12 protein-coding genes are annotated in these 15,091 nt (G+C 37.6%); 3 read left to right on the plus strand and 9 right to left on the minus strand.

From position 1 onward, the window contains the following. Window positions 1-61 precede the first annotated feature (61 nt). Window positions 62-1,534: a glycogen synthase GlgA gene (gene glgA, locus GQR44_RS11475; RefSeq protein ID WP_166371929.1), complete on the plus strand. Its 1,473-nt coding sequence runs from the start codon at window positions 62-64 to the stop codon at window positions 1,532-1,534. Window positions 1,535-1,717: 183 nt separating this feature from the next. On the opposite strand, the gene cysG is transcribed toward glgA, so the two are convergent. The 4 genes from cysG to GQR44_RS11495 form a co-directional block, all read right to left on the minus strand. After that, window positions 1,718-3,136 carry a siroheme synthase CysG gene (gene cysG, locus GQR44_RS11480; RefSeq protein ID WP_028867382.1) on the minus strand — a complete coding sequence of 473 codons (1,419 nt, stop codon included), beginning with the start codon at window positions 3,134-3,136 and terminating at the stop codon, window positions 1,718-1,720. A gap of 249 nt (window positions 3,137-3,385) precedes the next feature. Then, a complete protein-coding gene (locus tag GQR44_RS11485) occupies window positions 3,386-3,784 on the minus strand; it encodes a CBS domain-containing protein (protein ID WP_028867381.1) in 399 nt (132 codons plus the stop codon). A 135-nt stretch (window positions 3,785-3,919) separates the two neighbouring features. Continuing rightward, window positions 3,920-4,855 (minus strand): malate dehydrogenase, encoded by a 936-nt coding sequence (gene mdh, locus GQR44_RS11490; RefSeq protein ID WP_028867380.1) that lies wholly within the window; start codon window positions 4,853-4,855, stop codon window positions 3,920-3,922. 219 nt (window positions 4,856-5,074) lie between these two features. After that, on the minus strand, window positions 5,075-5,845 hold the full coding sequence (locus GQR44_RS11495; RefSeq protein WP_166371930.1) for a transporter substrate-binding domain-containing protein: 771 nt from the start codon (window positions 5,843-5,845) through the stop codon (window positions 5,075-5,077). Window positions 5,846-6,045: 200 nt separating this feature from the next. Between GQR44_RS11495 and argR the strand changes: the two genes are divergently transcribed. Then, complete coding sequence (argR, locus tag GQR44_RS11500) at window positions 6,046-6,498, plus strand: transcriptional regulator ArgR (RefSeq protein WP_028867378.1); 453 nt, start codon at window positions 6,046-6,048, stop codon at window positions 6,496-6,498. Window positions 6,499-6,721: 223 nt separating this feature from the next. Next, window positions 6,722-7,159 carry a type IV pilin protein gene (locus GQR44_RS19970; protein WP_205963049.1) on the plus strand — a complete coding sequence of 146 codons (438 nt, stop codon included), beginning with the start codon at window positions 6,722-6,724 and terminating at the stop codon, window positions 7,157-7,159. A 285-nt stretch (window positions 7,160-7,444) separates the two neighbouring features. On the opposite strand, the gene GQR44_RS11510 is transcribed toward GQR44_RS19970, so the two are convergent. The 5 genes from GQR44_RS11510 to GQR44_RS11530 all read right to left on the minus strand — a co-directional run bounded on the left by GQR44_RS11510 (window position 7,445) and on the right by GQR44_RS11530 (window position 15,025). Beyond that, on the minus strand, window positions 7,445-9,367 hold the full coding sequence (locus GQR44_RS11510) for a transglycosylase SLT domain-containing protein (RefSeq protein WP_166371931.1): 1,923 nt from the start codon (window positions 9,365-9,367) through the stop codon (window positions 7,445-7,447). Window positions 9,368-9,493: 126 nt separating this feature from the next. Then, a complete protein-coding gene (locus GQR44_RS11515; RefSeq protein WP_166371932.1) occupies window positions 9,494-11,086 on the minus strand; it encodes an ABC transporter ATP-binding protein in 1,593 nt (530 codons plus the stop codon). Further along, window positions 11,083-12,105 carry an ABC transporter permease gene (locus GQR44_RS11520; protein WP_028867374.1) on the minus strand — a complete coding sequence of 341 codons (1,023 nt, stop codon included), beginning with the start codon at window positions 12,103-12,105 and terminating at the stop codon, window positions 11,083-11,085. Before GQR44_RS11520 ends, GQR44_RS11515 begins: the two co-directional genes overlap by 4 nt. Window positions 12,106-12,131: 26 nt before the next feature. Next, window positions 12,132-13,211, minus strand: a complete 1,080-nt coding sequence (locus GQR44_RS11525) for a microcin C ABC transporter permease YejB (RefSeq protein WP_028867373.1) — start codon at window positions 13,209-13,211, stop codon at window positions 12,132-12,134. Next, window positions 13,211-15,025 (minus strand): extracellular solute-binding protein, encoded by a 1,815-nt coding sequence (locus tag GQR44_RS11530; RefSeq protein ID WP_166371933.1) that lies wholly within the window; start codon window positions 15,023-15,025, stop codon window positions 13,211-13,213. Before GQR44_RS11530 ends, GQR44_RS11525 begins: the two co-directional genes overlap by 1 nt. Between the last annotated feature and the right edge of the window lie 66 nt (window positions 15,026-15,091).

Consider the following 15,091-nt stretch of genomic DNA (forward strand, 5'->3'; position numbering starts at 1 on the left):
AAGCCACTATTTCTGGTGGCTTTTTTATTGCTATCCATGGCCTATACCAAAGGAGGTCCCAGTGGATTCTCAAAAATTAAAAATTTTATTTATTTCGTCTGAAGTTGAAGGTTTTTCTAAAACAGGTGGCCTTGCAGACGTAGCAAAAGCATTACCGCTTGAACTTCGCAATTTAGGCCATGAAGTGGTTATTATTACACCATTTTATCGCACCATTGAACACCGCGAACATGCTCAACAAGTGCATCAATTAACCTTGCACACAGACTCTTCTCGACCAGACGTACAGTTCACAGTAAAAGAGTTATCACTGGATGGGATTAAAGTTTTAGCCATTGATAATGCACATTATTTTGACCGTGCAGGCTTTTACGGTGAAGAAAATAATGCATACCAAGATAATGGAGAACGTTTTGCATTTTTCAGCTTAGCATCGCTATTAACTTCATTAGCTGAAGGCTTCTCTCCTGATATCATTCACTGTAATGATTGGCATACAGGTTTAGTACCTTACCTATTAAAAACACGTTTCCATGACCATTCTCATTTTGCACACACCAAGACTGTGCTGACCAGCCATAACTCTGCATACCAAGGTATATTTGAAAAGTCACAATTAAACCTGATCCCAGAAGTTAGCTCATGTATGGATGAACGCGTTTTAGAAAACTTCAGTTATATTAACTACTTAAAAGTCGGTGTTATTTATGCAGACAAAGTAAATACCGTTAGCCCTAATTATGCGAGTGAACTATTAACGCCTTTAGGCTCCCATGGTATGTCACATCACTTTATCGAACGTATCCATGACTTTGAAGGCATTTTAAACGGCTGTGATTATAATGATTGGAGTCCTGAAACAGATAACCTAATTCCATTTAACTTTAACCATGAAGATTTATCTGGGAAAGAAAAATGTAAGCAAGCATTACAACAAGAAGTCGGTCTTGAAGTAGCTGATTTGCCTATTTTTGGTATGGTTTGTCGCTTAACGGATCAAAAAGGTTTTGGTTTAATTCTGCCAATTTTAGAGCGTTTTTTAAAACATAATGTGCAGCTGATCATTATTGGTTCTGGTGACCCAGCTATTACAGGCCATTTAACCGCCTTATCTGAACATTATTCAGATAAGTTTAAGTTTGTTAATACTTACAGTAATAAATTGTCACACTTGGTTGAAGCTGGAGCAGATTTCTTTTTAATGCCATCTATATTCGAACCTTGTGGTTTAAACCAATTATACAGTTTAGCCTACGGCACTTTACCTGTAGTGCGTGCAGTTGGAGGCTTAAAAGATACCGTTATTGATTATGACCAAGATTCAGAACATGCAAATGGTTTTATGTTTTATGATGCCAACCCAGATCAATTATTAAATCTGTTACGCCGTGTGATACTGCTTTATATTGAGCACCCTGAAGAGATGTTGCGTTTAAAAACACAGGCAATGCAATCGCATTTTTACTGGTCAGATTCAGCAAAACATTATGAACGCTTATATCAACGAGCATTACACTTACACCAGCATTGGTAAAATAAGTCAACAGAACAGATGAGTAAAGTAAGTTACTGTTACTGTTACTGAAGAGAGTATAAAAAAGCATTATTGTTGAAAGAGTAAACTGTAAATAATAAAAAGCCTGATATTGAATCAGGCTTTTTTATGGGTATCAGTAAACGATTAGCTCAGTAATTTTTTAGCAGATTAAATAGCTGTTTATGACAAATCAACTAAAAAAGGGTCTCGGGATAACTTTTTACTTTTTTCTGGATTAAACCAAGCTAACTTAGAAGACAGCTCAACCACTTCACCTATAATCATTAATGTCGGCCCTTCAAGTCCGCCACCGAGCTTAGAGAGCTCAGATAACGTCCCTGTGATCACTTGCTGCTCACTACTGGTTCCTTTGTTAATTAATGCAACCGGTGTATTAGCATCGCGACCATTCACTAACAAATTAGTTTGAATGTCTTGCGCTTGTAATAGCCCCATATACACAACTAATGTTTGGTGCGGAATAGCTAGTGCTTTCCAGTCTAATGCTTGTCCATCTTTCTTTCTATGCCCTGTTACAAACGTCACCGATTGCGCGTAATCACGGTGAGTTAAAGGGATCCCGGCATAGGCACTACAACCAGAGGCAGAGGTAATACCAGGAACAACTTGAAAAGCTACACCTGCTTCTACTAGTTCTTCTAACTCTTCACCACCACGCCCAAAGATAAAAGAGTCACCGCCTTTCAAGCGCACTACTTTTTTACCCTGCTGTGCAAGTTCCACTAACATTTGATTAGTGCGAGACTGTTCAACTTCATGCTTACCTGCCGCTTTACCCACGGAAATTAAATCCGCATCGCGGCGTACTAAATCAAGAATTTCTTTTGAAACTAATCGATCGTAGAGCACCACATCCGCTTGCTGCATTAACTGTAATGCTTTAAGCGTTAGCAATGAAGGATCGCCTGGCCCTGCACCAACTAAAGCCACGTCGCCCTGCGCGACTTCTTCAGTGAGGTTGTCTTCCATCAACTGTTGTGCTTTTTCCATTTGGCCTTTTTGTAATAAGCTAGCTAAATCTCCATTACCAAACAGCTTTTCCCAATAACGGCGACGTAAAGACTCTTTGGTGATCACTTGCTTCACTCGGTGTCTAAAATCCCCTGAGATCTTTGCTAGACGGCCAATATGCATGGGTAATAAAGCTTCTAAACGTTCGCGTATTAAACGTGCTAATACAGGCGCTTTACCACCGCTAGAAATAGCCACAACAATAGGTGAGCGATCAACAATAGACGGCATAATGAAGCTACATAAATTAGGTTCATCGACTACATTCACTAAAATCTGTTTTTGCTCAGCGAGTTGTGCAATATGTTCATTCACATGATGCTGATTAGTAGCAGCAATAACTAACCATTTATCAGTGATAAGCTCATCATAAAAAACTTCTTTGATAACCGTTAACTGATTATTTTTAGCTTTTTCTAATAATGAGTCACAGATTTCCGGTGCACAAACGGTAATAGAAGCATTAGCTTTTAATAATAAGTGAACTTTACGCGCAGCAATATCACCACCACCCACAACAAGGCAATGGCGGTTATTAAGTTTGGTAAAAATAGGGAGATAATCCATGTAAATCTCAGGGGGTAATTAGTCAATACACACACTATAAAGAATAATTCATACAATATAAAATATTTAAAGCACATTATTTATGACGTTTATGTATATACCAAGAGACTACACCATCAAATTAACTCTGTAGTGAATACTGTTATTATAAAATATCGTCACAATCTAGCTGAGGAAACTAATAAAGCAGCCCTAACTAAGGGGTTATTATTAGTCAGGGCTGTAAGTTTTTATATTGACGCCCAATTATTATTTGATCAGCGCGCGAACACCATCGTGAATAGTAAATATCCCTTCAATATTATCGCCTTCAAGTACCGGTAAACAACTAATATCATGGGTTAACATCAATGCCAGCGCTTCTTTAACTGACACTTCTGGAGAAACAGTAATAGGACTGCGCGTCATCACTTGGTGAGCGCGACGTTGCATCGTTTCAGTATCACGTACTAACTCTGATTCTGTATACAAATAGGGGCTGAGTATTCGTAAAATATCACGGTCAGATATAACACCACACAATTTCCCCTCTTCAACTACCAATAAGTGATGAGACCCTAGTTGGGATAATATTTCTTGGATCGCAGGAATACGATCATCCATTTCGATTGTCACTACGCGAGCGGTCATTGCTTCTGCAACTTTCATATAGCGATCCTTTTAAAAATTAATTCATTAAGTAACTATTAACTTAAGTAATTACAAGCTTAAGTAATTATAGGCACAAAAAAGGCCAGCATCGCTGACCTTATTAATAATATTGTATAAAAAACTAAAAAAAGATTAACCGTTTATAAAATCAACACCTTCTTGGATATCTTTGTTAAGTGTTTCTAACATATCGTTTTTAGCTTTTTCTTCAAAGGCTGATAATTTACCGTATGATAAAATTTCAACTACACCGTTAACACCTAAGCGTACTGGGTGAGCGAAGTAAGGAGCATCGCCGCCGTCAATATCAACGTATGCGTAATCTACAACGTCTTCGCCTTGTAAACCTTTAACTAAAGATAAACAAAAACGAGCGGCAGCAGCACCCATAGATAAAGTAGCAGAACCGCCACCAGCTTTAGCATTTACAACTTCAGTACCCGCATTCTGAATACGTGGTGTTAATGCAGCAACTTCTTCTTCAGAGAACGTGACACCTTCAACTTGAGAAAGAAGTGGTAAAATAGTTGTACCTGAGTGACCACCAATTACTGGAACTTTAACTTCAGCAACGTTTAGTCCTTTAAGTTCAGCAACAAATGCTTCACTACGAATAACATCAAGTGTTGTTACACCAAATATACGGTTTTTATCGTAAACACCTGCTTTTTTGAAAACCTCAGCAACGATTGGAACAGTGCCATTTACAGGGTTAGTGATAACACCAACTAATGCTTTAGGACAGTTAGCAACAATGCCTTCAGCTAACGTTTTGATAATACCAGCATTCACTGCAAATAAATCAGCACGGTCCATACCTGGCTTACGTGGCATGCCCGCTGGAATAATTACAATATCAGCACCCGTTAATGCAGCACCTAACGCGTCAACACCAAAACCTTCAACTTTAACTGCTGTTGGGATATGTGATAAATCAACCGCTACACCAGGAACAACAGGAGCAACATCGTATAATGCTAGCTCAGAACCAGCTGGTAGTTGAGTTTTTAATAATAATGACAACGCTTGACCGATACCACCTGCAGCACCAAGAACAGCAACTTTCATATTTTTCTCCAGTGAAATAAAATGTTTAAGTATGTATAGCCATCACCAAACAAAATGCTTTATTTTGCATTTCTAATGATAATAGAAATAAGATTAGCCTTGTCATTCTAAAGTGAATAAATACGCAAGTGTGAAATATGTTAAGTAATTGTGAGCAATGTAAAAAAGAAAGGTCTTTTATTTTCTATAAAATGCTGATATTAGGACTTTAAAAATTAATTATGGAAAATATTGCTGATAAATTTTGGCATAAGTACCATTCTCAACTATGAGCTTTAATCCTGTATTTAAACGTTCACGTAACAGATCATTACCTTTTTTTACCGCAATACCGTAACCTTCAGAAAACTCTTTAATAAAGACTTCTTCAGTGCGGCTAATTACTAATGAGTCGCCTGTCAGTTGTTGGCTTGAAAGTTGTTTACTTAAAAAATCATTAACTACAGCAAAGTCTGCAAAAACGGCATCTATTCGTTGTAGTTTTAAATCTTCGAATGCTGCTTGAGATGAAAAATAAGGCACGATGTAACTATTGTCTCTCGCGTATTTAATCAAGTAATTTTGATTTGAAGTATTAGCCTGTACGCCGATGAATTTTCCGGAGAGTGAAAACTGCCCTTGCAACGGTTCTTTACTAATAAAAACCGGAGGCACTTTATAATAACTATCACTAAAGTCGACGGTTTTTAAACGTTCAGCAGTAATGTCTAACGCGGCAATAACGGCATCATATCGACCAAAAGGTAACGTTAATAGTAAACCATCAAAGCGGTGATGTTCAAAAGTGCATTGCAAATTAACTTCGTGGCAAATTGCTTTAGCAATATCAATATCAAAGCCTTTGATCTCTTTATCTTTAGATAAATATTCAAAGGGATAGTAATTACTATCGGTAGCAAATTTAACCTGCATCTGAGGCATGATCTCAGCACTTATTACAGTAGCAAAGAAAAACATAATAAGCGCCAATAGGCGAGCAACAGAGATCATAATGAATCATCCTTGATATTGGCAATTTATTGCAAATTTTAGCAGAAGTACCAGCAATAAAGTAGAGACTCTCAATGTAAATAGAACCGTTTAGCCAAAAACGAATAAATATGCAAAAAAAGTGACATTTAATCTATTAACCTACGGTGCATTTAGATTAAGATATGACTTTTATTATAATGCAATTATGGAATTAGCAAATGCGACAGACCTCTGAACTAATGGACTTCTTTAAAGGCTTGCTTAAAAAAGAACATTTAAGCTCACAAAGTGAGATTGTCGATGCATTGATCGGCGCTGGATTCACTCACATTAATCAATCTAAAGTGTCCCGTATGTTAAGTAAGACAGGCGCGGTCCGTACACGCAATGCAACGGGTGAAATGGTATATTGTTTACCTGCAGAACTGGGCATTCCGACGACCACCAGCCCACTAAAAAACTTAGTTGTTGATATCGACAGAAATGACAGTTTAATTGTTATCCGTACTAGTCCAGGCGCAGCACAATTAATTGCACGTTTATTAGACTCGATGAGTAAAGCAGAAGGTATTCTAGGAACGATAGCCGGCGATGATACGATCTACATTGCACCAAGTAATACGCAAAAAATAGAAGAAACATTGGCAGTGGTGCACAAACTATTTGATTAAAACAACCATCACTATTGATTTAAAGTGAAATTAGGTCTTTTATCAATATGGGACTCAGTAATAACTCAAGTAATAAGTAACTCGAATTCAGTTTAAATCGTTATAGATAAAAATGACGAGCGAAGATACTCCCCACTTCCTCGTTTTTTCGAGTATTTATTCAATCCCTAAAAAATTAATAACAAATATGGGAGCTAGCGATAACCTATACAGGTAGGTGATTATGCTGATAGTTAATAATAAAAAATTAAAAATAAAAAAGCAGTCCGCTTTCACACTCATTGAACTATTGATAGCGATTGCTATTTTGGGCCTATTAGCAGCTATCGCTTATCCCTCGTATCAAGGATTTGTTATAAAAACACGACGAGCAGATGCTCAAAGTGAACTGATTAAAGCACAAATAGAACAAAGCAGTTTTCGCATCACTCATCCTACCTACATATCTAATGCATCCTCTGCGGGTCTACCTTCAAATAATCAATACTATACTTTTAGTATTGTGTCCGCCGCTACACACACCTACACGCTAAAAGCCGAAGCAAAAGCCACAGGTAGTCAAATCAATGACGAAAGCGACTGTAGAACGCTTTATATAGACCAGAGCAACACTAAAACAAGCGATGGTAACCAGCAAAATAATGTTTGCTGGATTAATTAAAAGCATTTCAGCCTTCAATTCAATTTCTAGATCAAGTGAACTACTATGAACAATATAAATCCAATCACTGTAGTACTACATATGCAGGGAGCAGAAGTATTTTTAGAAGGTAATGCTAGAAAAGTAATATTAAAATGGGCAGGCTTAGAAACTACTATTTAGAGATATTTAAAAATAGCCCCTGTAAATAATGTTCTGCAGGCTTTTTCTCTACAGAACATTTATTAATGACCTTGTTAACAGCTAACGACAATTAACGGCCAACTATTTATTCTTAAGTCATCATTAATAACGAGCTAAAAATTCTTTCTGATTCAAAAACTTCAATGGTTTGCCTAATACATGTTGATAAATAACGTTATAGGCTAAAACACTTTGCACATAGGCACGTGTTTCATAATAAGGGATGGTGTCTACCCAGCTATCTATTTCAATTCCAATATTGCCATTTTTCTTATCCGGCGTTACCCATCTATCAACTCGGTGTGGGCCTGCATTATAAGCAGCGGTTGCTAACACACGGTTGCCATCATAACGTGTTAGTAAGCCATTAAAGTAAGCCGCACCTAATTGTACGTTGAGCGCACCTTGGTTGAGTTGTGAGACTTCATTATATTCAGTCAGCTCAATTTTACGCGCCGTTTCTTTTGCAGTTTTAGGCATTAATTGCATATAACCACTTGCACCAACAGGTGATTTTGCATATTCATCAAAACTACTTTCACGACGAGTAATGGCATAAATATAGGTATCTTCTAAATCATATTTGTTAGCCGCTTTTACAAATATTTCTGGTTTTGCTGTTGGGAAACGAATATTTAGTGCATTCCAACTTTTAGAGTTAATACTCGCTAGTACGGATAAATGTGCCCAGCCTTGATCATAGGCATATAATCCTAGCTTCTGTTGAATCTTCTTGTTTTGTGTATTTAAAAGGCGTTGCCATTGCCTTTTAGCCTGTATCCTCAATTGATGAAACAATAACTCATCAATCACCGCCAGTTCGCCACCTAAAGAGTTCAAACTATCCTTCTCTTCAACAATAGTTTGTGCATTAAGAGAAAAATTCAAACCTAATTTTTGAGATGCCATAAAACCATGGAAATTACGATTTTTTGCCACCTTTTCATAAATGGACTTTGCTTTATCAGCTTCACCGGCTTGCTCTAATACTTTTGCTTGCCAATATAACCATGCAGATGAATAGCGTTGCTCATCTGGTAACTTACTTAACCAGTAACCTATATTTTTCCAGTCACTACGTTTAATCGCATAACGGATACGCTGCTCAACTAAAGACGCGTTGTTTAATGACGGCAACTCTTTGTCTAACCAAGAAAAATAGTTAGTTTTATCACGCTGTACAATAAGTGTCGCAAATTGCTTTTTAATTGCATTGGTTTCAGTGGCGGTAAATGCAATTTTTTTATCAAACTGCTGATAGGCTAGCATCGCTTTGGCTAAGTCTTTTCGAGCTAGGCGTTTAATACTCGGCACTAAAAAACGATAACTTTGGACTTTTCGAGAAGCAAAAAGATCACTGTCTAATAAGCTTTTAGGATCTTTATGTAGTTCATATAATTGAGTCGCTAATGCAGCTTTATCTTTATCCATTCTTGCAGTTAAAAAACGCATCAAACCTTGTTTGTTTTTTACAAAAGCCAAGTTAAATCGCTGCCAGATATCTTCTTGTGTCAAGTTTTTGTGCGCTTGATAATAAACATAAACATCATCGCAGGCATTCGGTAATGAAGTACTAGATAACCAATATTTTTGTGCATCCGGCCACGCTTTTTCGCTTTGTCCGGTTGCAATAGAAGCTTGCAGGTAATAACACTTTAAAACGCGATTATTCGGCATTTTAGGGTAAGCGGTTAAAAACTGTTTCCAATTTTTTTGTTTCGCTAAATAAAAGAGATATGAGCGCTGTAAATCATCACTGACCACTTTACCTTTATGCGTTTTAATAAAGTTTATAATATCGGCATCACTGACCGTCGACATATTCGCATTTAAATAATTGTATTGGGCGACATAAGCAAGCGGATAATCAGCAATATCATTAATATTCAGATTGGCTTTTTGCCACTGTTTTTTTTCTTGTAAGTCTAAGGTATCAGTAAAAATATTACGCTGAACATCTAAACTTAGGGCGCTGGCGAAGTTTGATGCAGAAAACAACAAACAACCTAAAATTAATTTTTTCATAACACCTCAATGGAAACAATAAATGAGCTGACTATGTGTACATTTTATCTACACATAGTCAGCTGTATATGAACTTAGCAATCTTTTTACAAATTTAACGCTACTTTCACAATGTTAACTATCTTTTCATAGAATAGTCGAAGATATCAACTCTTGTGTATAAGGGTGCTTTGCTTGTGCAAATAACTGTGAAGTTAGCCCCTCATCAACGATTTCACCTGCTTTCATCACTAATACACGATGACTAACGGCTTTCACCACCGACAAGTCATGACTAATAAATAGATAGCTTAGTGAAAACTCTTCCTGCAGCGCTTTCAATAACTCAATAATTTGTTTTTGAATACTTCTATCTAATGCCGATGTCGGCTCATCTAACACAATCAATTTTGGCTTTAGAATCAGTGCTCTTGCAATAGCAATACGTTGACGTTGTCCACCTGAAAATTGATGTGGATAACGGCTTGCCGCACTTTGTTCTAATCCAACTTTAGTTAATACTTGGGATACTTGCTGACTTATTTCTTGATCGCTTAACTTTTGCTGATGATTAAATACATGTACACCTTCAGCAATAATATCTTGTACCGACATCCTTGGGCTTAAACTCGCATAGGGATCTTGAAATACGATTTGTAATTGCTGACGCAAAGCTTGTAAATCACTTTTAGCTAATGACTGAACATCATTTCCCAAGTAAACAACTTGCCCTGTACTTTTATTCAACTGCAATAGCGCCTGTGCCAAGGTGCTTTTTCCCGAACCACTTTCACCGACTAAAGCGAGCGTTTCACCCTCGTGTATTTTTAAGGATACATTTTTAACCACTTGTAACGACTGTATCGTTTTGCCCCAAAAATTCTTTTTCATTGCAAAACTTACATTAATATCATGCGCTTCAAGAATCACCTTTGCATCGATTAATTCAGGCATTTGACCTGTCGGTACCGCATTTAATAGCTTTTTAGTATAGGCATCAGCGGGTGATTTAAATAACCTGTCTGTTTGTTGATACTCTACTTGCTTGCCTTTACACATAACTAACACATGGTCAGAGAATTGACGCACTATATTCAAATCATGCGTAATTAATAAAATCCCCATATTTAAACGTTGTTGTAGCGATTTTAATAACCTCAAAATTTGCTTTTGAATCGTTGCATCTAAGGCAGTAGTAGGCTCATCGGCAATTAATAAGTCTGGTTCATTAGCTAATGCCATTGCAATCATCACACGTTGACGCTGTCCTCCCGATAACTCATGAGGATAAGCATTTAAACGTGATTGTGGATTTTTGATCCCTACCAATTCTAACAATTCAATAATACGTAATTGTGCCGCTTTGCCCGTTAGTCCCTTATGAAGCAATAAAGTTTCTGCAATCTGCTTTTCAATATTGTGCAAAGGGTTTAAGGAAGTCATCGGCTCTTGAAAAATCATGCTAATTTTATTGCCGCGCACCGCCTCTAAGACCTTTTCAGATTTCCCCATTAGTGACTGACCTTGAAAGATAATATCGCCCGTTGGATGATGCGCATGTGGGTAAGGTAGCAACTGTAAAACCGATAAAGCCGTTAATGACTTGCCGGAGCCACTTTCGCCAACAATCGCTAATGTTTTACCTTGTTCAAGGCAAAAACTGACGCCAGATACTATCTGTTCCTGTGCAAAACTCACCGACAAGTCATTAACTTGTAATAAATAACTGGCTTCACTCATAGTGTTTTCCTCGGGTCAAAAGCATCACGAGCAGCTTCACCAATAAAGACTAATAACACCAAAATGCTTGATAATGAGATAAAAGCAGTAATGGCCAACCAAGGAGCATGTAAGTTTTCTTTACCTTGAGAAATCATTTCACCCAATGAGGCAGAGCCTAAAGGCAGACCAAAGCCTAAAAAGTCCAAGGATGTTAATGTGGTTAATGCACCAGTAAATAAATAGGGCATAAACGTTAACGTCGCTATCATGGCATTCGGCAGAATATGCTTAAACATGATTTTACTGTCTTTTACACCTAGGGCTTTGGCCGCTTTAACGTAATCTAAATGGCGTCCACGTAGAAATTCAGCACGCACTACACTGACAAGACTTGGCCAACTAAATAAAATCATCAAGCCTAATAACCAAGTAAAGGTTGGCTCAACAAAACTGGCTAAAATAATCAGCATAAATAACATTGGCAAGCCTTCCCAAATTTCTAATAAACGCTGCCCTATTAAATCAATTTTACCGCCATAATAACCTTGAATAGCGCCAACAATAACGCCGATCACTGAACTTACCAGCGTTAAAGATAAAGCAAAAATCACCGAGATACGAAAACCATAAACCAATCGCGCAACGACATCTCGCCCCTGGTCATCGGTGCCTAACCAATTTAAAGCATCCGGCTTTGAGGGTGCGGCACTCGTTAGCTCATAATTAATTGAATCATAATAGAAAGGAATTAACGGCCAGATCATCCACCCTTCTTTATTAATTTGTTGCACCATATAAGGGTCGCGATAATCAGTAGTGATATCAAAATCACCACCTAAATCTTGCTCTGGAATATCTTGAACGATTGGGAAATACCAATTGGACTGATAGGACACCATGATCGGCTTATCATTGACCCACACTTCTGCGACTAAACTTAATAAAAATAAAAAACTAAAAATCCACAGTGAGTAATAACCGCGTTTATTAGCTTTGAATTGTGCCCACCTTTGATGGTTACTCGGATTCTTTTTAATACGTTGCCAAGCGAGTAATAAAGACATTATTGCCCCTCAAATGTAATACGTGGATCAATCAAGGTATAAGTCACGTCGCTGACTAACTTAAGCACTAATCCTACTAAAGTGAAAATATACAGAGAGCCAAATATAACTGGGTAATCACGTGAAATGACCGCTTCAAAACTTAATAACCCTAACCCGTCTAAAGAGAAAATAACTTCAATGAGCATTGAACCGGTAAAGAAAATGCCGATTAAAGCAGCCGGTAATCCCGCTAATACTAACAGCATCGCATTACGAAAAATGTGCCCATACAGAACACGATTTTTAGAACAGCCTTTAGCGCGCGCTGTGATCACGTATTGTTTATTAATTTCATCAAGGAAGGAGTTTTTGGTAAGCATCGTTAACGTAGCAAAACTGGCTAATACGCTGGCAAAAATAGGTAAAGTTAAATGCCAGAAATAATCTTTTATTTGCCCAAACCATGAAAGCTGCTCAAAGTTATCGGACGTTAATCCACGTAAAGGAAACCAGCTATAATAAGAACCGCCCGCAAATAAAACCACCAGCATAATGGCAAATATAAACGCTGGAATGGCATAACCGACGGTTACTATCGTACTTGTCCACACATCGAAACGACTGCCATGTGCAGTGGCTTTTTTAATGCCCAATGGAATTGAAATAAGATAAGCGAGCAATGTCGTCCATAAACCTAAAGAGATGGATACAGGCATTTTCTCATAAATTAAGTCAATGACGCTTTTATCGCGATAAAAACTATCACCAAAATCAAAGTTAATATAACGCCAAAGCATTGAGAAATAACGTTCATGCAATGGTTTATCAAATCCATATAACTTTTCTAACGCTTCAATATATTCAGGATCAACCCCCTGTGCGCCACGATATTTACTGTCACTTGAGCCTTGTTTTATTTCACTATTAATGCCGGAAGTCACTCGAGAAGTTGCGTCGGAATCAATACCTTGATATTTAGCAATTGCTTGTTCAACGGGACCACCTGGAGCGACTTGTACTATAAAAAAGTTTAAAGTCATAATGCCAATCAAAGTAGGAATAATCAGTAGTAATCTTTTTAATATATATTGATGCATTATTGGCTTCCTTCGCTAGTAGTCACGCCAGAGGAAGCTTTTAGCCACCAAGTATCTAATCCAAGGGCATAATAGGGGGAAACTTTAGGGCGAGAGAATTTATCCCAATAAGCAATCCTGTAAGCCGGTAAATACCATTGCGGAATAACCATATGTTGTGATAACAAAACACGGTCTAGGGCTTTAGTTGTATTTACCAATTGTTCGCGCGTGTTAGCCATAATGAGCTGCTGTGTTAATGCATCAATCACGGGAGAACAAACACCTGCCCAATTGGAAGTCCCCGCATCATTTGCAGTATCACATCCCCAAAAGCTAGCTTGTTCATTGCCAGGTGAAATAGATTGCCCTTTACGTAAAGACAACATATCAAACTCAAAACTATTTAAACGATTAATAAACTGAGAAACATCAACTAAACGAATATCTGCTTTGATGCCAATACGTTGCAAATTACGACGAAAAGGATGAATAATGCGTTCAAAGTCTTTGCTATATAGTAAAAACTCAAAGCTTAATTGTTCGCCTTGTTGATTTTGCATTTTGCTATCTTTTAACTGGTAACCTGCCCCGGCCAATAACGCCACCGCTTCACGCATTTGTTGTCGAACATTACCATTACCCGATGTTTTATTTGCTTTTATTGGCTCAAATACAGACGCTGGAAGCTGTTCTTTATAAGGTAATAAAATAGCTTGCTCTGCAGGTGAAATCTCACTTTGGGTTGCTAGTTCTGAACCAGAATAGAAGCTATCAATACGTGTATACGCATCATAAAATAATGTTTTATTCGCCCATTCAAAATCAAATAATAGCGAAATAGCTTCCCTTACCTTTGGGTCTTTAAACTTATCTCTTCGTAAGTTAAACCAAAAACCTTGCATACCCTGTGGCGTTTTATCTGCAATCGTTTCTAATAAAATGTGCTGTTTATTAAATTGCTCGCCCACATAACCTGTAGACCAACGTTTTGAAGAGGTTTCTAAGCGATAATCAAAGGCGCCAGATTTAAAGGCTTCAAAAGCAACTGAATCGTCACGATAATAATCAACGATGATATGGTCAAAATTATGACGCCCTTTATTAACGGCGATGTCTTTTCCCCAATAGTCTTTAACACGTTGAAAAACAACTTGCTTACCCGCATCAAAACTTTCTATTTGATAAGGCCCCGAACCGACAGGCACAATCAGTCCACTCTTAGAAAAGTCGATATCTTTCCAGAAATGCTCTGGAAGAATTGGGATCTGCCCAATAATTAACGGTAATTCTCGGTTACCCGTTTCTTTAAAGTGAAAGGTTACCTGCAATAAAGCATCAACGGTTACTTTTTCAACACCTGCATAGTAGGAACTAAAATGCGGTGCACCTTCATTCACTAATAAGTCAAAACTAAACTTCACATCGCTGGCGGTGATAGCCTCACCATCTTGAAAAGTAGCTTTAGGGTTAATTAAAAAACTAACAGAACTAAAGTCATCTGCGACTTTAACTTGTGAAGCGATTAAAGCGTATAAGCTAAAGGGTTCATCGGTTGATTGTTGCAGTAACGTATCATAAATACGAGTTATGCCGCTGGCAGCATTTCCTTTAACAATAAAAGGGTTTAGTGAGTCAAAACTGCCAATGCTAGCTTGCTTGAATACTCCGCCTTTTGGTGCATTCGGGTTGGCATAATCAAAGTGTTCAAAATCAGCGTCATACTTAAGATCGCCATACATGCTAATCGCATTATTCCATGATGCACTTTGAGCGCCAATGCTCACACTAAATAGCATATAAAATAGGCAGATACGTATAAGCTTATTAATCATAATAGAAAAACCAACACTGGTTGAAAAATATAGGAGTAGTAAAGATAACAAATGCTTAGTTTAATA

The organism is Psychromonas sp. SA13A (genome assembly GCF_011378715.1).
Lineage (GTDB): Bacteria > Pseudomonadota > Gammaproteobacteria > Enterobacterales > Psychromonadaceae > Psychromonas.